The organism is Paenibacillus sp. FSL R10-2199 (genome assembly GCF_038000235.1).
Lineage (GTDB): Bacteria > Bacillota > Bacilli > Paenibacillales > Paenibacillaceae > Paenibacillus_AQ > Paenibacillus_AQ phytohabitans.
This window is the reverse complement of the sequence record NZ_JBBOBO010000001.1, coordinates 3,067,023-3,089,363: the sequence shown is the minus strand read 5'-3', so window position 1 is coordinate 3,089,363 and position 22,341 is coordinate 3,067,023. Positions and strand designations below refer to the sequence as shown.

The 22,341-nt window shown below is 39.2% G+C and carries 19 protein-coding genes and 1 pseudogene; 2 read left to right on the top strand and 18 right to left on the bottom strand.

Features of this window, described 5'->3' with window-relative positions:
• Nucleotides 1-460 precede the first annotated feature (460 nt).
• From NYE33_RS13455 to NYE33_RS13435, 5 genes are all read right to left on the bottom strand, one after another.
• Nucleotides 461-2,866 carry a glycoside hydrolase family 3 N-terminal domain-containing protein gene (locus NYE33_RS13455; protein ID WP_042139216.1) on the bottom strand — a complete coding sequence of 802 codons (2,406 nt, stop codon included), beginning with the start codon at nt 2,864-2,866 and terminating at the stop codon, nt 461-463.
• Nucleotides 2,867-2,881: 15 nt separating this feature from the next.
• A complete protein-coding gene (locus tag NYE33_RS13450) occupies nt 2,882-3,829 on the bottom strand; it encodes a nucleoside hydrolase (RefSeq protein WP_042139217.1) in 948 nt (315 codons plus the stop codon).
• A 142-nt stretch (nt 3,830-3,971) separates the two neighbouring features.
• Nucleotides 3,972-4,715, bottom strand: coding sequence for a family 43 glycosylhydrolase (locus NYE33_RS13445; RefSeq protein ID WP_231575202.1), 744 nt, complete (start codon nt 4,713-4,715; stop codon nt 3,972-3,974).
• Entirely contained in the window at nt 4,621-5,064 is a 444-nt protein-coding gene (locus NYE33_RS13440; protein ID WP_341066074.1) for a hypothetical protein, read from the bottom strand. The genes NYE33_RS13445 and NYE33_RS13440 overlap by 95 nt, the downstream gene beginning before the upstream one ends.
• Nucleotides 5,065-5,267: 203 nt before the next feature.
• Nucleotides 5,268-7,925, bottom strand: a complete 2,658-nt coding sequence (locus tag NYE33_RS13435; RefSeq protein WP_042139218.1) for a glycoside hydrolase family 78 protein — start codon at nt 7,923-7,925, stop codon at nt 5,268-5,270.
• Between the two features lie 170 nt (nt 7,926-8,095).
• On the opposite strand from NYE33_RS13435, the gene NYE33_RS13430 reads away from it, so the two are divergent.
• Entirely contained in the window at nt 8,096-8,980 is an 885-nt protein-coding gene (locus NYE33_RS13430; RefSeq protein ID WP_341066072.1) for an AraC family transcriptional regulator, read from the top strand.
• Nucleotides 8,981-9,059: 79 nt separating this feature from the next.
• Here the strand turns inward: NYE33_RS13430 and NYE33_RS36490 are convergent.
• A pseudogene (locus NYE33_RS36490) lies at nt 9,060-9,592 on the bottom strand (carbohydrate ABC transporter permease); the annotation flags it as partial.
• 492 nt (nt 9,593-10,084) lie between these two features.
• On the opposite strand from NYE33_RS36490, the gene NYE33_RS13425 reads away from it, so the two are divergent.
• Nucleotides 10,085-10,336, top strand: coding sequence for a ParB N-terminal domain-containing protein (locus NYE33_RS13425; protein ID WP_442950235.1), 252 nt, complete (start codon nt 10,085-10,087; stop codon nt 10,334-10,336).
• Between the two features lie 61 nt (nt 10,337-10,397).
• On the opposite strand, the gene NYE33_RS13420 is transcribed toward NYE33_RS13425, so the two are convergent.
• From NYE33_RS13420 to NYE33_RS13370, 12 genes are all read right to left on the bottom strand, one after another.
• Nucleotides 10,398-10,688 (bottom strand): hypothetical protein, encoded by a 291-nt coding sequence (locus NYE33_RS13420; RefSeq protein WP_341066070.1) that lies wholly within the window; start codon nt 10,686-10,688, stop codon nt 10,398-10,400.
• 341 nt (nt 10,689-11,029) lie between these two features.
• Nucleotides 11,030-12,592: a response regulator transcription factor gene (locus tag NYE33_RS13415; RefSeq protein WP_042139220.1), complete on the bottom strand. Its 1,563-nt coding sequence runs from the start codon at nt 12,590-12,592 to the stop codon at nt 11,030-11,032.
• 16 nt (nt 12,593-12,608) lie between these two features.
• Nucleotides 12,609-14,237, bottom strand: coding sequence for a sensor histidine kinase (locus tag NYE33_RS13410; RefSeq protein WP_341066068.1), 1,629 nt, complete (start codon nt 14,235-14,237; stop codon nt 12,609-12,611).
• Nucleotides 14,238-14,422: 185 nt separating this feature from the next.
• The gene (locus tag NYE33_RS13405) at nt 14,423-14,668 is read right to left on the bottom strand and encodes a hypothetical protein (protein WP_156118701.1); all 246 of its coding nucleotides are present in this window, start codon (nt 14,666-14,668) and stop codon (nt 14,423-14,425) included.
• Nucleotides 14,656-14,757: a hypothetical protein gene (locus NYE33_RS36485; protein WP_445669810.1), complete on the bottom strand. Its 102-nt coding sequence runs from the start codon at nt 14,755-14,757 to the stop codon at nt 14,656-14,658. The genes NYE33_RS13405 and NYE33_RS36485 overlap by 13 nt, the downstream gene beginning before the upstream one ends.
• Nucleotides 14,758-15,010: 253 nt before the next feature.
• Nucleotides 15,011-15,916: a nucleoside hydrolase gene (locus NYE33_RS13400; RefSeq protein ID WP_042139222.1), complete on the bottom strand. Its 906-nt coding sequence runs from the start codon at nt 15,914-15,916 to the stop codon at nt 15,011-15,013.
• 71 nt (nt 15,917-15,987) lie between these two features.
• Complete coding sequence (locus tag NYE33_RS13395; RefSeq protein WP_042139223.1) at nt 15,988-16,890, bottom strand: carbohydrate ABC transporter permease; 903 nt, start codon at nt 16,888-16,890, stop codon at nt 15,988-15,990.
• An 11-nt stretch (nt 16,891-16,901) separates the two neighbouring features.
• Nucleotides 16,902-17,846 (bottom strand): ABC transporter permease, encoded by a 945-nt coding sequence (locus NYE33_RS13390; protein WP_042139224.1) that lies wholly within the window; start codon nt 17,844-17,846, stop codon nt 16,902-16,904.
• 77 nt (nt 17,847-17,923) lie between these two features.
• A complete protein-coding gene (locus tag NYE33_RS13385; RefSeq protein ID WP_042139226.1) occupies nt 17,924-19,453 on the bottom strand; it encodes an ABC transporter substrate-binding protein in 1,530 nt (509 codons plus the stop codon).
• Between the two features lie 269 nt (nt 19,454-19,722).
• A complete protein-coding gene (locus tag NYE33_RS13380) occupies nt 19,723-21,447 on the bottom strand; it encodes a DUF5605 domain-containing protein (RefSeq protein ID WP_042139227.1) in 1,725 nt (574 codons plus the stop codon).
• 110 nt (nt 21,448-21,557) lie between these two features.
• On the bottom strand, nt 21,558-22,016 hold the full coding sequence (locus NYE33_RS13375) for a beta-xylosidase family glycoside hydrolase (RefSeq protein ID WP_042139228.1): 459 nt from the start codon (nt 22,014-22,016) through the stop codon (nt 21,558-21,560).
• Nucleotides 22,013-22,318: a hypothetical protein gene (locus NYE33_RS13370; RefSeq protein WP_341066062.1), complete on the bottom strand. Its 306-nt coding sequence runs from the start codon at nt 22,316-22,318 to the stop codon at nt 22,013-22,015. Before NYE33_RS13370 ends, NYE33_RS13375 begins: the two co-directional genes overlap by 4 nt.
• Nucleotides 22,319-22,341 lie beyond the last annotated feature (23 nt).

The window sequence follows — 22,341 nt, the reverse complement described above, 5'->3', positions numbered from 1 at the left end:
AATAATGGGATTGAAGTTATACTTGGGGTTACATGAAGAGCATGATTACTCGAAGCTATAGAGAACACCATAAATTGTTATGGTGAGATTCAAGCCTGTGTTCAAATGCCCGAGTTTTTTAACATAGTTACACCTTTAAAAGAGTTTCTGCAAGATTGGATGCGTCGAGATAGCTAAATGATATAAATTGTTAAAATACATGAAAACCAATACCAGGAGTGAACAAAAAAACAAGACCATAATAGTCTTGTTTAGCAGCAGTTTTTACCCTTGATGATCTTATCTAGTATATTCATACGATAGAATTTTATTCAATATTTTTATCTCTATAAATAAAACTATGATGAAAGCTTTAATGAAGTTTTAGAAACAACAAGTTAGTTGATTTCTTTGGTGAATTGTTCAAGCACTACAAAAATCACTTTCCTCTCCAATAAATTCAATAATTTCTTAATCCGCCCTAATTAGAATAGAATTTTCTTTCTTTGCCATCCACATAAGCATCAGATATAATCCGGAAACTGTCCTTCAATCTGATATCATTTGAGGAACTGCCGATCCAAACCTCGACATCACCAGCCTCGATTTTCCACTTCATGGTCTTATCTAAAAACGCGATCTGGCTAGGCTCAACTTGAAAAGTAATAGTATGCTGCTCGCCAGACTTCAATACAATACGTCTAAAGCCCGCCAGTTCCATTACGGGTCTCGTCATACTTGCAAAGCGGTCTTTTAAATATAACTGAACGATCTCAGTTCCCTTTAGTTTTCCTGTATTTTTAATATCAAAGCTTATAGTGACCGTACTATCAGGTGTAACTTCTTTATTCATGATTTGCAGGCTGGAATATTCAAAACTTGTGTAAGATAGTCCATGTCCAAAATAATATCTAGGGGTATGAGGCATATCCACATAATTGGAGAAGGCAATGCTTTCCCCTTGATGATAACTGGACCCGTTGGGATGATTGTAATATACAGGAATTTGACCGGCTACGTGGGCAACAGAAACGGGAAGTTTACCGCTTGGATTATATGCCCCAAGTAACACATCAGTAATGACCTCCGCACCTTTTTCAGCAGGATTCCAGGCTTCAATAATTGCATTTGCATAAGAGTCTGCAGCATCACTTGAAATTGGGCGCCCATTGAAATGTACCGCTACCACCAATTTTTGCAATTCGGATATTTTTAGCAAAAAGCTTTCTTGACAGAACGGTAAATTGATATCTGTGCTATCAATGCCTTCTCCCATAGATGCAATTGAACTTGTACCATGCTTTCCTCCCAGTGTAACAATGACGAGATCAGCATCTTTAGCCATTGCCAAAGCCTTCTCATGACCGGAAATATCATTCCCGGCAATCGGATAACCATAAGAATATTCAATTTCAGCTGCTGGCATGCTGTCTTTTAAATGCTCAAGCAGACTCTTGGTACCTGGCTTCTGTTGTTGCAACAATGCATCAAATGCTGGATCATTATCTACTTGAATAGGGGTACCAGGGATTGTCTCCATAGCCTGCTTCTGATCATCAGCCTTAGTTTCAAGACCTGCCATCGTAGAAATACTGGCCAATAGTCCTTCTGTCATACTGAAATGTGTGTATCCCCCAAAGAAAATTCGTGCGTTGTTTGCATGGCAGCCTATTACTGCAATTTTCTTTACATCCTTTTTAATAGGAAGTACTCCATCATTTTTCAACAGGACTAAAGACTCTCGGGCTGACTGGAGAGTAATTTGTTCATCTTTAGAATCATTAAATGCTTCATACAGTTGTTCACCTGTTAATGCAAACGGCTGCTCGAAAAGTCCCATGCGAAACTTAGCTTCCAACACCCGTTTTACAGCTCGATCCAAAAGAGTAATGTCAGCTTTTCCAGTGTTAAACCAGTCTGCCAATTCATCATTAAAACATTTAATGAAATGAAGCTCTACATCCATTCCTGCGCTTAGAGCTTGAAGCCCTGCTTCCGTGTCACTTTCATAGAGCTTTTGAACATGGTGAACATTCATAATAGCGCAGTAATCAGAGACAGCCATACCTTCAAATCCCATTTCCTCGCGCAAAAGCTTGGTCAGAATTTCTTCCGAGGCTGATATCGGCTCTCCATTAATGGAAGCATAGCAAGGCATTATTCCTTTCAGATCACCTTCAGTAATGGCTGCTTGAAAGGGTTTACCATAAACCTCCTGAAGCAGCCTAGGCGGTATATCGCAATGTGCCCCATGAATTCCACCATCCGAACCATGGAACCCAAGAAAATGTTTGGCAACTCCTTCAGATCGAAGTTTGCCGGTAGTTTCTTCCTGGATTCCTTTTAAGAAAGAAACTCCCATGGCTGAAGCCAATGTAGGATCTTCTCCATACGTTTCCCCTTGACGCCCGAATCTTGAATCTCTGGAAATATCCAGAACCGGAGCGAATACATGAGTAATCCCGACTGCCCGCTCTTGTCTGGCGACAATTCTACCGATCTCCTGTTCCAGTTGCGGATTCCATGAAGCACCACGCCCTATGCCTGAGGGAAAGCTGGTCGCACCTTGAATATAAGCCCCGCAAAGTCCTTCCATGTGAAAAATGGCAGGAATGTGATGTTTGCTCAGTGCCATCACTTTTTCTTGTACTTCCCTCTGAAGTCTCACGGCATCTTCAAGCGTTTCCAACGCTCTCATCTGAAGGCTGCTGACATGTCCGACACCATGGGCATAGTTTTTATCCAGTACATCATATTCCGAAAGTTTTTCCGGCATATAGCAGACGAGCTGCCCAAGTTTCTCATAAACATCCATTTCTTGCAGCAGAGCCTCTGCCCGGGTTTCAGGAGATAATGTGGCGTTTAAATAATCTCTCTTATTATTCATTAATACATTCTCCTTTTATTTACTATCTGCTGACTCTTTTATAGCACTCTTTCTTTTCTCAATAAACATCGCCAGCTTTATATAGAAGTCCTCTAGAATAAACCGGCTGTTTACATCGCGATAAACTCTAATAGGTCTGTTATTCCGTTCATGTACGTATCTCATATCTTGAGTAAACTCTGGAGCCGGCACCCAGTCGTAGTGATATTCGTGATCACATAATAATAGGCCAAATGCAGGTGAATCACCTAGGCACCAGCATTCACCTGTCCTTATAGTCGTGTTAAGAGCAGCCTCTGTATGTCCAAATTCAACCAGCTGTTCGAACAGGTAATTTCCAAGCTCACCATAAGGCTTGACCCGATATTCAAGCTCTGCCATTGAGACCATTACACGCTGATATACATTTTTGGGAACCTGCCAAAGAGGCACCTGGGACTTGAACACAACATTGGCCGCATGAATATCATTCCAGAGATTATATTCATCTTCCCCTGCCGGGTATGCACCTCCCCCAATCCAGATCACAGTCAGGCGGTCTGCAATGCGCGGTTCCATTAACAATGCAGAAGCCATATCTGTAAGCGGTCCTAAAAATGTAACAAACAACGGCCGTGGATCATCTGACATAGCTTCTTTGATGATGAGTTCTGCCCCGGCAGAAGGAACTGGTGTTTGTTCATCTGAAAGAGCTTGCGGAGCTCCCTTGAATACCATATCTTTACTCTCGAATTCCATAAGATCTAAAATCTTCTTAATTTCTTCATAACTGTCATCCATACTGGTGCTGGATCGCCAATTTCCAAAATGAGCAGCAATAATTCCTCTGTTATCAAACTTTGGGCTAAGAAGCGCATGAACGATTGCGTACTGGTCATCTGCTTCATTCTTTGCATCTGTGTCAGTGATGACACGAATCATTTTTTGATTCGGTACTTTAAACTTATAACTGTCATAAATCATAATATTTCTCCTTACAAGTACTCAGGGTATATGGAACATTTTAATTGTAGGCTGAACAGGCACCTCAGCAAAGGAGTGTTTCCGACATTTTTATAGGCATTTTCGGACAACATTAGCTCCTGTTTATCATGTATATCTTAAATTATTCATAGTCTTCTATTTTCCATTCATCCTTCCAATCCAGATATGCCTTATCGCCTTCAAACCGGACAGGAAGCCATACATAATTGGAAATAGAGGTGTTTATAGTTAAATCATTATGTTCGTCTTCTTCACTTTCAGGCTCGATATCATTGTCAAAAGCTGCTTTATACTGGTTTGCAATCTTGGAATAACGCTTTCCAGTGTGATAATCTTCACCGGCGATTTCCGGAAGACTTGGAATCCAACGGTCTGCTAACGCAATGTACAAATTTTTTTTAAACGGATGTTTAAATACAGATGTAATCTGTGAATTATATGATGTACGAGAAAGATCACCCGTATGCGGATCGCCCATTACTTCCCACGGGCCATGAAAAGATTTAGCATAAGCTACTTCTGAAGGGTTAGGATGATACCCGGTTGTGCCTGAGGTATATAAATAATGAAGTCCTTTTCGGTAAAAATAGGCAGGATCTTCCCGTACGTAAGGTGGTTGTACGTTCGGAAAATGCGTTGAATAGAAACCTGTTACATCCGTAAAATCAGCTGTCAGGTCGGCACAAACAAGCTCACTATGTACCCTTTCGAAATAATAGTATGCTTTACCGTCCGGAGCGATTACTAAGTCGAAATCACCAGCGCTCATATTAAGCGGACGCAGACCACTTCTTACGATAGTATAGGACCCTAAAATATGATCTGCCGTCAAAATCGTAGAGGCTTGTATTCCATCTTTTTTCATAATCTTTAGCCAGCATACGAACTTTTTTTGTTTTCTCGTTGTAGATAATGTGTGGTCTGTCCATAAATTGTTTAGGATGTAAAGGGGAGGATTCATCTTCAGTGTCAGGAAGAATAATGATTCCTTTATCCTCCCAGTTGTACAAATCTTTTGAAGCGTAACACTTAACCCCCCAATGCCAATTATCGTTCTGGCCATCAGTATTTTCTTTATTTTCTCCGTACCAATAAAATGTATCGTCCACTGTAATTATGGAACCACCATGCGCTTGAATACGTTCTCCATTTGTATCGAGCCAAATTTGTCCAGGTTTGATTGAGTTATATTTCACATCATACAGTCCTTTCATAATTATAAATATATTTTTCTAATGCCCATTCCCGGCTTAATCATAACTTGCAAATTTAGATCGATGCTATCAACAAAACGACCCGTAATTGTTCCATTTCTGATTACTTATCATTACACTGTTAGGAAAATATAATACATTAGGAGCATCCTATTATCCGCCCTACCATAATAGAATTGTATAGATCGTTTGAAGAATAAAATTTATTTATTTGTCAACGTAAAGCTATAATTTCCAGAGCCAAGCAGAAGTAACTGTTCTGAACCGGATTGCTCCACTTTGAGCAGACCAGAGGTTTGACTCAAGGATTTCTCTCCCTCCAGGATACTATCCATACTACTTGCTGGTAGTATTACTTCAGCCGATGTATTCGCAGGAATGACTACATCCAGCTTCACCGTACCGTCATCCTGTTTGTTCCAAGCCGTGCTGATCGTCCCGTATACAGAATCAAATGATGCTTCCGCCCATGAGAACTGGTCACCCATATGCGGCTGAATCCGAATTTTCTTGTATCCCGGTTCAATCAGGTCAATACCGCTAACGACGCGGTAGAACCAGTCACCAACCGCACCATAAGCATAATGGTTATAAGAGTTCATATCGTCACTCCAGAACGTACCATCCTGTTTGATTCCGTCCCAGTGTTCCCAGATCGTAGTCGCTCCTTGAATAACAGAATATAGCCAGGATGGATATTCCTTTTGCAGCACTAACTGATAAGCGAGGTCCGTATACCCGAACCGGGAAAGAACAAGACAGAGGTAAGGTGTACCCACAAAGCCGGTCGTTAAGTGTACTCCATTCTCTTCAATATGCTCGGCTAACATTTTGGCCGTGCGGAGACGATCATGCTCTTCCATTAAATCGAACATAAGAGCCAATACATATGCTGTTTGTGTCGGTGAAGCTACCCGGCCATTTGGCGTGACAAATTCCTGGCGGAAAGCATCCACGATATTTTTATGCAAGAAGGTATACTTATCAGCGTCTGCCTCTTTACCTATTACTGCCGCGGTTTTAGCCAGCAATTCGGTTGAATACGCATAAAATGCAGTAGCAATTAAGTCCTTTGGCGTAGCGCCGATGTAGCTGTTTTCTTTGGCGTCGAGACCGAGCCAGTCACCGAAGTGAAATCCTGTATTCCATAAGTATTCATTTTCACCCTGTGCCCGGATATATTCGACCCAAGCTCTCATGCTTGGATACTGCGTTTCCAGAACCCGGGTATCTGCATAACATTGATACAATGTCCAAGGACAAATAACAGCCGCATCTCCCCAAGCTGAAGATCCGTATCCTGCTACAGGAACATCTGGGATAACGTGCGGAACTCTTCCGTCTTCTTCTTGATCTGCAGCCAAATCCTTTAACCATTTCTCAAAAAAAGGAACTACGTTCATATTAAAAGCTGCTGTACGGATGAAGACTTGGGCATCTCCTGTCCAGCCTAATCTTTCATCACGCTGCGGACAGTCTGTAGGTACATCAAGGAAGTTTCCCTTCTGCCCCCATAAAATGTTGTGCTGGAGCTGATTGACCAATTCATCAGAACAACGGAAGCTCCCTGTTTTCTCCAAATCGGAATGAATAACGCAGCCTAGAAATTGCTCTAGCAATTGATCTTGTACCCCCGTCACTTTCACATACCGGAAACCCTGAAAGGAAAAGTTCGGATGAAACGTCTCCTTTCCGTTGCCTTTACAAATATACGTCACAGTCTGCTTTGCTGAACGCAAATTTCCGGTGTAGAAATTACCGTCACGGTCTAGTACCTCGGCATGCTGTAAAGTAATGGAGGTGCCTACCTCCGCACAAACAGTGAATTCCACAAAGCCGACCATATTTTGACCCATATCAAGCACGGTATCTCCGTTAGGAGTTGTAATGACAGCTACAGGCTTGAGCGTTTCAATTATTCTTGCCGGCTCGTTCTCTTGGGCAACCAATGCAGATACCGGAGCTTTAATAACCACTGCACTTTCCCAATGCTGGTCATCAAAATCAGGAGAGGACCAGCCCTCCACCTCCAGACGGGCATCATAGGTTTCCCCATGATATATTTCAGACATCAAGATTGGTCCGGAAGAAACTTTCCACCCATCATTTGAAATGAAAACTTGTTCAGAACCGTCAGCCAAAGTAACATGCATCTGGATCATTAAAGCACGGGTATTCCCGTAGTGCGAATTTTCTCCTTCCCATGCAAGGTATCCTTTATACCAGCCGTTACCTAAGATGCACCCAATCGCATTGGAGCCTGAATTCATTAAGGAGGTCACGTCATAGGTTTGGTATTGCAGCCTATTCTTATAACTTGTATAGCCAGGATTAAACAATGTATCATCTGCAGGTATTCCATTGATATATAGCCGATACATCCCTAGCGAAGTTGCATATACTTTCGCTGAGACAATATCTTGGGACAATGAAACCTCTGATCGTATATAATCACACGCTTCGTTTTCTAAATCATCATTCTGTGCCGGTGCCGTAATCCAATATGCCTGCCATTCATCAGCAAACATAAATGCTGTCTCCCAATGCCCCGGCTCACTCCACTCGGATTGGTCACCCTTAGAGTCCCAGATACGGACTCTAAAATAATATCTGGTATGAGATTTCAAAACAGGACCTGCGTATTCAATATGAACGTTTTTATCTGAATCTGTCTTTTTAGAGTCCCAGATAATTTCCGATTCAAAATCGGAACGATAAGCAACTTGAATCTGATAGGCAGATTGAACAAAACCTCTGGCTTCAGTGTTAATCTGCCAGCTAATCCGCGGCTTGGCATCATCGGTTCCGACGGGATTTTTCCGATAATTAATTCGAAGATTAGTGATCGTACAATTGGCCACATATATCACTCCTGATTCATTATAAAGTACATCTACATGTAATATTGTAAGAGGAAATAAGAGTCTGCTTATAGGTTAATATCGACTATTTTATAGGTGTCTATAGACATCCTATCATCAATTACGTAGAATGAGATCAACACTGCAGCCTCTTGGAAGGAAGGTTATTTATGAGTATCAAGCGAAGTACTTATATGATGACTGGCGAAAGTTTTTTTGAACCAGAAGTACCGATCTTTGTGAATCGTGCTTTTGAAACATTTGAGTTATCCGAACACTCTCATGAATTTATAGAGATAACTTACGTAAGTGAAGGAACAGGCGTTCATTACATAGCCAATGAGGCTGTTCCTGTTGAGCATGGAACGCTCTTCTTCATACCTGTTGGTCAAAGTCATGTATTCAGGCCTACAACACCAAAAAAAGACCGGCCGCTTATCGTCTACAATTGCTTGTTTCCATCGTCATTTTTAACAGAACTTCTGGCAGACTTTTCACCATATGCAGATATTTCCAATTCATTTACGGACAAGCACCTGTCCTGGTTCTCCATGAGGGATACCAGAGGGGAGTATCATGCTATGTTCCATGAGATGTACCGTGAATTCTCGGCTAAACCACCGGGGTATATGCTGATCCTCTCTTCACTCGTTTTGCGGATTATAACAGGCCTATACAGACATCAGTTGCAGCTCGGTATATCTGCTGGAGATAAGCCTCAATGGTTAACCGTTGATGAAGCAGTCATTTATATTAACAATTATTATGCAACCGGGCTTACGCTCGGGGAACTTGCCGCCAAAGCAAACCTCAGTGAACGGCATTTTAGCCGCTTGTTTCAGCGTCAGACTGGCATGAGTTTTAAGGAGTATGTCCAGAATGTGCGGATGGATGCCGCTTGCCGTCTGCTAACAGGAAGTCGCAATAGTGTCAGAGAAATTGCTGAAGCTGTCGGTTATCTTGATTTAAAGTTCTTCCATCGGTTGTTTAAGAAAAAGATCGGATTGCCACCCAGACAGTACCGCGCTACTGTTCATAAAAACTCCAAAGAGTAACGAACTATATGCAATCAAACAGCGGGGCCGAAGCAGCATTTGATATCTGGTAGCGACCCTCTTTAATCTGAGTATGCAATTATAAATAATAGCCATTCCTTATACTGCCTAATACAATTCCCGTCATAAAGAATCTTTGAAGGAAAGGATACACTAGAAAAATAGGTAAAACTCCTAAGAATATTTGAGCAGATTTGTAAGTGTGGTCACTAATCTTCTGCAGCCCTGCTATCGTTTCCAGACTGGCTTAGTTGAAGTTTTGCTGAATGACTACAGTCTGCAGATAACTTTACAACGGATAGTGATGTGGTGAGTTCATAAAAATCAGTCCATCAAACCAGGAATTCCAATGAAAGACCCATGAAAAAAGTGTAATTGTAGCTAAAACCGGTGCAGATAACGGAACGTATACTTTCCACAGGGTGGTTCACCGACCTGCTCCGTCGATCAAGACTGCTTCTTTCAGTTCTTTAGGCAAGCCTCTGAAAGAGTTCAACAATAAAATTATATTATTAACCGGAACGGCTGACGGCAGGATCAGTGCCCAGACGGAATCGAGGACCCATACTTTACTGTCATATACAGCGGAAAAACCCCGCCGTTAAAGATCAGTCAGGCTGGATGTCCTTCTTCTGTCTGTCAATTCGATAACCTTCTAACGATTTGACTTTAATTACATTCATTCGACAACACGTTTTTTATAAAACTCAAGTTATAAGAAAACTAATCTAAAATTATTAAGAAGAATATCTTATTTTTTTGAAGATAATGTACCTTGAATATGCATATTATTTGTGTTAGTTTGTATTGCGAAGCTGATTTTCTGAAGATGCATTTAAGTTGGTTTAGGATTACTACGGAGGAATTATACGTATTTTTTCATCGCAAATCCCTCTCTCTGTCAAAGTTGGAGAAGCCACTTATCAGCCTTAATCCAAAGTAACAGCAGCTTAGAAAACCTTGGCAAGGGAGTTGGTGAACATGCCTAAGCCACGAATCACTCCTAAACTGGGGGGCATTGATGAACTACTGAAACTTTCGGAGCATCCATCTCATAATGCAACCCCTCTTTCATCAAAGGGAAGATCCAGTTTATTCCTATAAATAAAATCAGATTTTTTTAAAAACCATCCCTTCCACTTGTATGAGGGCGAACACCTCACTGACATGGTGGACAGTATTGCAGCCAAAGGCATCTTTGTACCAGTCATTATTCGTACAATTGAAAATGAAACAGGTTACGAATACAAAATGCTGTCAGGGAATAATCGCATGAATACTGCCCATCTTGTCGAGCTTGAGCAGCTTCCTTCTATTATTAAGGAAGATTTGTCAGATGAAGAGACTTTAATCTAAACATCGACTAACGTTTAGACGACTTTATATATGCCAATATCACGACTTTTTGATATCGCTTTCATTTATGTCGTCCATAACAAAGCTTTATCTTTGAGAAAAAGTCATGCAAACATAATCTTGTATCTATAGAATCGTATACACATATATCTTTACCAGTTGGATTATCTCCTAAGACCCAACTTTCTCCATGGGCAAATGGTATTCGCATCGGAGCTTGGCCGTAAAAATCGTTGAGTTTAATCATTTGCAAAAACAAATACTCACCGAGAGCACCATAAGATTTAACTTTATCAACCAGCTCAGAAAGTGTTTTTCCATTGTGCAGTATACTGACTTTGGCACCTACCAAATCTTAACAAGAGAGTTAAATGCGATTCTCAATGTAATCAAGTCCCCTTTAATATTCATTTCATCACCACCATTTGGTGTTTTAACTGTTCAAACTTTTTTGAACCTCACTCAAAGTGTGATGCTACAATGCCTCGCACCTCCAAACACGGAGACAGTAAATGATGAACAATGGCGAACTGATCGTCAGCTTCAGCTTTAATATCGCTATGTACAATCACCCGTTTTTCGGTAGAGAGAAGTACATAACAACTTTAATTTCTCTATTCACTCGCCTATATCAAGAGAAGTATAATTATCATTCTAAATACACTCCTATTTAGAGGTATTATCCAGAGAGCTTCATTCTTTTCTCCTTAAGAATGCAGGTGGATGTCCTTCAATCTTTTTAAATACTTGAGTAAAATAATTGTAATCAGAGAAACCAACCTTTTCACTGATTTCATAAATTAAATCATTTGTATTAATTATTAACTCTTTCGCTTTAGAGATTCTTAATCTGGTCACGTATTCTTTGAAGGTAATACCTAATTCACGTTTAAATAGGTGGCTAAAGTAATTAGGTGTTTTACCTATATATTCCGAAAGCATCTCAACAGTTAGCTCGTGGGTGAAGTTTCTATGAATAAATTCTTCTGCTCGAACCATTATCGGACTGAGCTTTTTTGATAATCTCTCTTCAATATTCTCCAGTACGTTAAGTACAATATTCTCCACATCATTAAAACTTAAATATTCTGAACGTTCTTCAAGAGAAATAATTTCACCTTGGACAAAATCAAATATATCACCAGGGAGATTTGCAAGTGTAATCATAATTAACTGAAGCAGGCTTCTTGAGTAAGCAGACACACTTTTCCTGCTATATTTACTTCCTGACTTCAAGTGTTCAAATTCATTATGAACCATCAAACCTACTGCTTTAAGATCTCCCCTGGCTAGATAGGACTTAAATTCTACATTTTCCAATAATCCTGATATTGCTCCCTCTTGCAATTCCTCCATTTTACTAAAAAGATGAATAGAACCATTTCCTTTATAAAACCTTACAGCTAATGCTTGATGAGCTTGGTTAAGTAATACTACAAATTCAGAAACATTAATAGGATTACTAATTCCAGCCGAGAAAGTATTTAGCCCATTAGATTTTAATTCCCTATTCCACATTCGTAACTGATTTATTATTTCACTGATATACTGCTGGCAGTAAAGCTGAGAAATGGTTTCAGTCTTTAGCAGGAAAAAGAGTTTGTCCTCTCTTATTTTCAAACATACCCCTCGAGAGGATAGCTCACTGTTCTCAAATATATCAATCATTTTATCTGCAGTTGTTTTTATAAAGTCGCCATTACCATTACCATCAATAATTACTGAAATGCCAATGAGTGTGCCAGTTGCGTCAAAGGAAAAATATTGCTGTAACCCCTCCAAAATAATCAACCGATCAGATATTCCCCCTGATAAAAGCTCAGTGGCAAAATTATTCTTATAAGATTGAAGGTATTTATTAAATTCCTGATTTGTCATTCGTTCTCGAATTATATCCTCTTTGACCTTCTGAATTAAGGCAATTAAGCTACGTGCCTTTATAGGCTTCATTTCATAATCTACTGCGTCCAGTTGAATTGCAGCCTTAAGATATTCAAATTCATTAAATCCGCTCAGAATTATAACTCTGGTAATTGGACTTATTTGTTTTATTCTTCTTAAAAGCTCTAATCCATCCATACCAGGCATTCTGACATCTGTTATAACGATCTCCGGCAAATGCTCGTTAAATCGTTCTAATGCTTCAAGCCCATTTGCAGCTGTAATAACATTTTGAATTCCTAAAGCAGACCAATCAATACCTTCCTGCATTCCTGTTCTAATCTGCTCGTCGTCATCTACGATTAGTAATATCATCTGAACCCCTCCTTCTTTATTTAATAAGGGGAATATGCACCTCAACTTGAGTGCCAATATTATATTGGCTTGCGAACTTGAGACCAAATTCTGAACCATAACTTATTTTGATACGGTCGTCAATATTTTTTAATGCAAAAACATTTCTAGTCTCTGTAGTATCATTCATCATCCGGTTAATTCTATCTTCATCTGTGCCTTTCCCATTATCTGTTACTACAAAGAGAATTCCTTGTTCTGCTTTTATAATTTCAACTTTGATAAATCCTCCTTGGACTACTTCCTCTAACCCATGTACAATTGCATTTTCCACAAGAGGTTGCAATATTAATTTCGGAGTTTTATATTCTAAGAGTTCTTGGTCAACTTCAATTTGATATGAAATTCTTTTTCCGTATTTTCGCTTTTGAATGAGCATATAACTTTCAATAAAGCTAATTTCTTGACGAATCGTGATCAATGAATCCCCTTTATTCAATACATGTCTAAATATTTCTGCGAGAGCTTCTATTTGTTCACTTACATCATAATTTTTATGTTTTACAGCAAGCCAGTGAATTGAATCTAACGTATTATATAAAAAATGTGGATTGATTTTGGATTCTAAGGCTGAAAGTTCCGCTTCTCTTTGCTTAATCTTGGAGAGATAAACATCATCAATCATTTCCTTTAATTGGTGAGCCATTCTTACGAATCCATTGCTGATCTCGCCTATTTCATCTTGAGAATCAATCGTTAGTGTAATGTTAAAATTCCCATTCTTCAGCTTTGCCATTTCTCTTCGTAACTGCAGAAGCGGCTTTAACAAATATTTGTGTTGAATAAAGGAAAAGAGTAGTCCAAAGAAAATACACAGCATAATGACAACAAGTAAAATAAGGTAAATCGCCTGTTGCAACATCGAGAATGATTCTACAGGGATGGTTTGCATTAGAGTCCAATTTGCTTCTTCAATTGTATAAAAAAACACAATTTTTTTAACACCATCGATTTCAGCGTTAAAAAAACCCTCTTTGTTCTTCAAGATTTTCCGGACATATTCTAATTTCCCCAAGTTAGTTCCATGCATACTTCTTTCTGATGAAGATATTACGTTTCCATTAGAATCAAGGAGGGAAATTTGAGAACCCGAATAAGATCCGATATTATTATAAATACGAAAAAGATTATCCTCATTTAAATTAAATCTTACTATTCCAAGCATTCTTCCCACCTTATTAATATCCATTATACCTCGATAATACTCAATCTCTCCTCGTTCAGTGACCCAGAAACCTTTTCCTTGGAGGCTAGAAGCACGATCCAAAACATTCAAATCTATATGCGGAACTTGAATTCTTTTCTGTAGGTATACTTCTTTATCTGTATATATACTAATGGAATTATAGTTATTTTGAGATCCTATAATATCATTCAACCAATTATTTATATTCCAATAGATTTTGTCATGTTCCAATATTTTCTGGTAATCATTTCTTGCGAATTCTTGGATTTGGTCATTTGTTAATATTCGAACTGATAGATCATTAGTATCAGTTATTATAGACTGAAAATTTTGTCGAGTTTGTTTCAAGGTTTCGAGAATGGTATCATTAGTTTTTCTTTGAGCCAAATCTGCAAAATGATTATTTAAGTACAATCCCATTATGATTAATGGAAGAATAATCAACATTGTGATACACGAGTACAATTTCATCTTTAAAGAAAAATCTTTAAATTTTATAATATTAATCAGACTCCGTAATGTGAAAAGACCAAGGTATGTTTAGCTATATAAGCATAACATTCCAATTACCTTGATACCAGTTTACCTTCAATACAAAACTCCCTTTAAAAAGAATGAGTTATTGGAAAAATCATCAACAACCCATTCAGATAAAATGTACCTTTCAACTTAGTTTCAAATACTGTTGTTAACCCTCCTGCAACTTCTGTAGATAGTAAGAAACATTTCCCAGATTCAAATGGTTGTTGTTTACCGTTAGGTTCCGCATAAAAAATAAAAACGTAAGAAGGGTTAGCTTCTACACCGAGTATGATCTCCGTGCTCTCCACATTGGCTTCTAGCTCTTCCACAAGGAACCTATCCGGCGTCGAAGAGTTACCTTACGACCATCATTTACATTATAGGTCAGCGCAATCTCATAGTGAAACTGGTCATTCATATATACAGTTAAGCCGGCTTCCAGGGTATTCCTTTTGTAAAAGCAATCGGTAAGCAAGATCATTGTATCCGAACTTTGAGAGAACAAGGCAAAGATACGGAGTTCAAACAAATGAATCGAGAATGAAATCATCAATTCCTACTGGATTTTCCCGGTAATTAACTTTATGGTGTTGTTAACTGTGCATATTTTCATCCACGATGAGCATCCACGAGGAGATTTGTTCATCCACTTAGGTTTATCTTAGTTAAAGTCAAACTCCATAATGAAGCTTGAGCTTTGCAAACATATCCTCAAGTGTAAATCTCGGATCGATATAATGATACCAACGTACCATTCGTTCATTTTGATAATGCAAGAATCGCATATCATCAGTGATGCGAGGCGCCGGTTTCATTTCATAACCAAACATATGTGAATCCATAAGTACACTGACTGCTGTAGAGTCCCCCATGGACCAACTCTCTCCGTTGGTCCAATCCGTTCGTTTGTTCATCATCAAATTGAAATCAACCAGTTGTTGGTACAAATAATTCCCAATATCTCCATGTGGTTTTACTTTTACAGCCAGCTCAGAGATACTAACCCTTGGATTCACATATACATCTTGCGGAATAATCCACAATGGAATCTCTGATTCTAATACCTCATTAGCTGCATGAATATCATTTGATAGATTATATTCCATATTCCCTTCAGGCCATACTCCACAACCAACCCAAACGGCAGTTAATCTACCTGCAATTGCGGGTTCTTTTAAGTAAGCTGCAGCTAAATCCGTTATTGGGCCCAAAAAGATAACATAAAGCGGTGTTGGATCATCAGTAAGAGCTTCACGGATGATAAACTCTGAACCTTCCGACAAGACTGGGGACTTCTCGTTCGGCATGGCCTTTTCGGCCCCCTTAAAGGCACAGATCTCATTTGTTAAGTTCATCAAATCTAAAAGTCTTTTGATCTCCTCATAACTTTCTAGCATTGAATGTTTTGTTCGGTGTTCACCGAAATGAGCCCCAATTATCCCTCTAACATTAAAAAGAGGAGTTAAAAGCGCATGAACGATTGCGTATTGATCATCCGCTTCATTCTTGGTATCGGAATTAATAATTAATCGAATTTTCTTATCTTCTGGAACATTAAACGTATGTTGAAGTATCATTAAAAATTGTACCTCCTCAGGCTTTATAACTAGAACTTATTAATAATTCAAGAGAATTTGTACAGTTACAGTTATTCTTTTACCCCACCTAATGTAATCCCTTTTACAAAGTATCTTTGGAAAAAAGGGTACATGATAAGTATTGGTAAAATTCCGATCGCTGCAATAGCCATTCTTATAGTGGTCGAAGGTAATTCAGAGACTTTAGCACCTAGCGCGGATGCTTTTGAAGCATTTTGCATCAACACTTGAATATTTTCGTTTATATTATTTAGGAAAATCTGAATCGTATATAGATGATTACCTCCGCGCCCTGACAGGTAGTACATACCATTTTGCCAGTCATTCCAATAGGACAGTGCAGTCATCAAACCAATTGTAGCTACTATTGGCAAACTTAACGGTATGATTATACTTGCAAATATACGGAATTCACTTGCTCCATCAATCGTCGCTGCTTCTTTTAACGCACCAGGAATGCTAAACGATATATAATTCCTAACTAAGATAACATTAAATGCGTTCATCAATAAGCTAGGTACAATCAATGCCCAAATGGTATCCTTGATATCTAGGTATTGAACATAAGTGTAATAAGTAGAAACAAGACCACCATTAAATAACATAGTAAATATCAGCATGAAGCTTATAAATTTCATCCCTGGTACATTTTTTTGGGAGATCCCATAAGCGAATAATGTTGTTATTATTACACTTACTGTTGTTCCAATTGCTGTTACCAACAGTGTCATTAAATAAGCTTTTCCAATCGTATCCCACTGTACACCGATATATCTGTATGCTTCTAAGCTAAACTTCCCAGGAAAAAATGAGTACCCTTTCGATGTTGCCCACGCCTCATCTGTTACAGAGGAGATGATCATCAGCACAAATGGCAACAAAGCACATAAAGCTATGAGTCCGCAAAAAATGTGGGAGATTAGCTGTACTATTCTTGTTTCTTTTGATTTCATTTTTCTCCCTCCTAAAATAGAGCATTTTCGCGGTTATATTTTTTAATCAACTGGTTCGCTGCTATGATAAGAACAAACCCTACGATAGATTGATAGAAACTAGCAGCACTTGACATCCCGTAATCACTATTTTTCAGCAATGCCTGATACACGTACACATCTAAAGTTCTTGTGACCGAATAAAGTGCTCCGCTGTTTTGAGGCATCTGATAGAACAAACCGAAATCAGAACGGAAAATTTGTCCTACGCTCAGAATTAACAGGGTAATGACTGTTGGTTTTAAGAGTGGCAAGGTGATTCCTTTAATTTGCTGCCATTTGCTTGCTCCATCTATCGTTGCAGCTTCATAGTAGTCTTGGCTGATCCCTACAATACTTGCAAGGTAAATAATCATACTATAGCCGATTCCCTTCCAGGTATTCACAAGGATTAGAATTAGCGGCCAATAGGTCTTATCCATGTACCAATTTATTGAATCTTTTCCCAATGGCTTAAGTATTGAATTATTGATCAACCCCGTGTCCGATGAGAGAAAGGCATATCCCAAATAACTGACTACGACCCAACTCATCAAGAATGGTAGCAATGCTACGCTTTGATAAAACTTCGAGGCGAATTTGCTCCGAATTTCATTTATTAATATTGCTAAAGCTACAGAAAGGATAGTACCAACAATAAAAAATGCTACATTATATAGAAGAGTATTTCGAGTAATAGTCCATGCATCTCTGGTTGCAAAAAGGAATTTAAAGTTATCTAAACCATTCCAATCACTTCCCAGAATCCCTTTTGAAAAATTCAACTTTTTAAAGGCAATAATGACACCAAACATCGGAATATAATTATTGATCAGCATATACAAAAGGCCTGGTAAAACCATAATGTAGACAGGGATATATTGCTTCCAGCGCTTTTTTTTCTTTTTATCTAACTGTTTCTCTCCGGTATTCTTCATGAGAATCCCCTTCCTTAAGGGATAGGGCTACTCTTATGGAATAGCCCTGTTCCTATATCCTATATTTTAGATATTTACTACTTCTTGTTTTGGAGCCACTCATCAAATTGGGTTTGATTTTCTTTAATAATTTTATCAATTCCTGCTGCCTTCAACGCAGATAAGAATTCAGGCAATTGCTTATCAGGATCCACTAATCCGCTATTGATTGCTGGTGTATACTGGTCAATTACAGTATTTACTGCTGCCATTTCTGTTGAAACCTTATCCTGAACAAAGGTATAACCAATAGCCGGTGAATATCTTGATTCAGGAATGCTCTCATCAGCTTTTTTCACGATTTCATTTTTGTTAATTGGAACTGTACCAGTCACAGGCCATTCCAATCGATTTCCGTAAATTCCATAAGGCTGATAATATGGAAGCTTCGAAGTATCTTTATTTAAATATTCAATTCTTGTTCCTTGGTCAGTCTTTTCAACGACCTTATAACTTTTTCCTTCAATCCCGAACTGAAGCAACCAAGCCGCTTCTTTATTCTTGTATATGTAATTCAATACTTCCATTGCTTTATCAGGTTTTTTTGAGGTTTTTGTTATATTCCAGGTAATTACTTGACCACCATTGCCCCCAACGTAAGGATCGTACATTGGAATTGCAGTTATATTCACGCCATTTGAAGCGCCATATTCCTCTGCGTTTAAAACATCATTCCAATAAAACATGCCAAAATACTTTTTAGTTGCGAGTAGTGAATCAACCGATTGTTTTGTGATAGCTGCGTCAGGAGAGATATAACCTTTTTGTGCCCAATCATACATGGTTTTTGCATAATTTGCATAGGCATCGGTGGCAAATAGATTCGTAATTGTCGTGTTATCGAATCCTTTGTCAAGCATCAACACTCCAGAAGCAAGAGAGCCACCAATTTTATCGTATTCATTAAAAGAATTGTTCGCCGGGTCTTGTGTTGTATTCCACGGAATCGTAAGGTAGAACTCTTTCCCTTCTCCCGCCTTAACTGTTGCAAAAATCTTGCTCAGATCTTCGTAGGTATATTTTTTATTAGGATCAATAGTAATTCCGTATTTATTCAGAATGTCTGTTTGTGCGTAGAAACCGTAACCATGGCCATTAATAAAAGCCGGTGGAACTCCATATATTTTTGAATTATAGCTCGAACCAAGCAATGCCGCTCCTGTCTGTTCCTTAATATCGGTTCCAAATTTATCAAGAAGATCATCTAAAGGAACAATCATTCCGGTATCAACAGATGGCCCCAAACCGGTAAAAGCAGTCAACATGATGTCTAGTTGTTCTCCTACTGACACAGAAAGAGATGCTTTTTTAGAGGATTCCATCAGGCCTACAGGCTCAAATTTAACACGAGCGCCAACATCTTTTTCTAACATGGCATTGAGAGTATCTTCTACTTCTTGAAAACCGGATCCTAAATTCCCCGGTGTAGGGTACTGCCAGATAATTGTTGGAATATCTGCCGCAGTCTTAGTATCGGCGATATTATTCTTAGATGATTCGGAATTGTTAGAGCAAGCTGTTAAGGCGGACAACGCAAGTACCAATGTTAGCGTTATCAATTTTTTCATATCGCTTTCCCCTTTTCGTTTGTTTGCTAAGTAATGAGCATTTTAACTCTAAGAATAAATACCTACTTTAAAATAAAATTTGAATGCGCGCGCTTTCATTACAAATTATACAAGCGTAGAACTGCTTATGATATCTAGAAAAACTACAAAAAGTACAGTTTTTCTTCGAATACCTAATCGACTGTAATAAGATTTAACAGGAACACACTAATATAGCATGTCCCTATTATCTGTTTTCAGAGTGTTCGAATCGATCTTACATCATTTTCTTATACTCGCTGCAGACGCACTGCGATATATGACCTGCCGGGTAGCTTTATTTGAAATACCCCTTCAAAAATTCCATCTACTTCTTCAATCGTCATGTTCCAAGTATCAAGAATATCCACTTTGTAGAATGAACCCGGTTTCATAATAAAATCGTAGTAACAAGGTTGTCTGGAGCTAAAGTAATACATATAAAATTCATCATTAACACCTGCAATAAACTCAAATTCATTCATCAACGGGTCGAGGACACCAGATGGTGCTTGTTCAATAACTTCACGTAAGAACTTAATTCTCTGAGGGCTGGAACCATGTAATACTCCCCCCTTTGACCACCATAAAATATCCTTAGGATCAAAGTAAGTTTCTCCATGACCGGCATACCCTCCACGCATAGCACCTTCCCAGAATCTCCGAACCATATCCTCACCAGTGATATTGCCCCAAAAAGGACTGATGTTGCCCTCGTAAGCACACTCATCAATTACGATCGGCTTCCCCCACTGTTTTCTCCATGCTGCGGAACAATCAGTTTCCGATTTTTGAAGACTGCAATGCGTAATCCAAGGCCGAGAATAATCAAAGACGTTCACAAAATTATGAATTGAGATTAGGTGTCCGTATGGATCATTATCGGTTACAATTTGTCCGAAACGCTCCCAATCCTCGTCTGGCTTGTCCCATAGCAATTCATGTTCATTAGCTAGCGACCACCAAACATTACGGAACGCTGATAATCTTGCTGTGATATATTTCAGATAACGGGCATCAACGGAAGGATCCATTGTGGAGAAGCCCCATCGATCATAAGGATGAAACAAAATTATATCCGCTTCAATTCCTAGCCGGTCCAAATCACGGATCCGGCGTTCGAGATGTTGGAAAAATTCTGGATTGAATCGGGAAAAGTCCCAGCCCTCTTCCAAAGATCCGGCAAATGGATAACGGAGCGGTTCATTTTCATTAAAAATAAAGGATTTTGGAAATACGCACATACGTATTTTATTAAACGCGGTCTTTGCAAGTGTTGATAGTGTTTGTTCTTCCAATTCCTCGGTTTGATGAGTCCAAACATAGCAAGTAGTACCGATGGGAATATAGCGTGTACCGTCTTCATAAGCGAAATGAAAGGTATCGGCAACACGGACAGGTCCTCGATTTCCCTCTTTGGTAGGCATACATGTAAATCTTCCTGTAATGTCGCTCAACGTTCGGCTATTGCTAGTTGTTCGGTATTCCCACTCGCCCTCAACATTCGGCATGAAACGAATTCGAAAGATCCCATTTCCTTCATAGAAACCACGAACGTTTACAGTCTTGTCTGCGCATGTGAATTGAGCGCCAAGCTCCAAGTCGATGTAGGGATTTCCATGGCTCGGGCCATGAAGTTCAATCTCAAAGATATCCCACTTTTCAGTCGTTCCAGATACTTGAACACTTGCACTACCACTCGCTGTAGTCAAATCTTCGTAATCGGGAGAAGGAGCGCCCTCTGTCTTCCATTCCCTCGAAATATCCACGTTTTCTAAATCTCGTAGTATGAATGAGACCCACTCGTCGGGATTCGGATGGACCAGTTTGCTTGATGCGTATTCAGCCAAAGAACTCGCTTGGACGATTACAAAGAGAGGTTCCTTTTCAATATCTGGGGTGTGCTTTAAAATAACTGACCGTCCAATTTCACTTGACCATATGTTTCCAATTTTCGTGTCCTTAGTTACCTTCATATTTATTCACACCTGTCTGACTGACGATCTCCAATCTTAGCTGTGGTAGGAATTCGTCAGTCCCTTATGGAATTTCACTACTTCACTCGAACGTTATAAACTGTAATAGGTCATCCTTGAGGAATATATTTAAACCAATCAAAATAGGCAGGTTCGGTACAAGGTTTTCCATTTCCCGTTGCGTAGAGACCGAAGTAAACACCTGTGAACCCCCCTGCCACTTCGGTGGATAAGAATGCACATTCTCCAGAACCAAATGCTACTCGTTCCCCGTTTGATTTGACATAGTAAAAAGAATACATAGTCTCATCAGCTTCCAGTCCTAGAACGACATCTGATCCCTCCAATGCTGATTCGAGTTCAATTTTCCAAAGCGATCCAATCCTACGCCTTAGAATCACCTTGCGTCCCAGACTAGAATCGTAAGTTATTGCTATTTCATAATGGAATTTCTCGTTCATGTATACAGTCAGCCCGGCTTCTTCGTCCTCCCGAGTGGGATCAAATCTAAGTAGTGGTTTTTGTATGGTCCAATGATGGAGGTCATTCTTCTCTCTCCTCTTTCTCAAATTTTTCTTTTCAGCCGGTAGGCCCTCCACGCTTTGATGGGAAGAAGATGGTTGCTTTCAATTTCTTTGACAGTCAACGTTTCTTTCTCAATGCAATTCCATGCGTCGTAGACGGTAACCTCATATTCAGGACGACTGCCGTCATATGAGCCGAACCAGAACCCTTTACCTGGCAGATCATAACGGCAGAAGAACAAATACTCATCGATTCCCTTCTTCAAAGCAAAGTAATGATGACCGTCCGAGTTCGCCCAATCTCGCTCCATTTCTTGATAAGGGCAAGACTCCAGAATCTCCTTCATAAACTTAAGCTTTGGTGCACTTT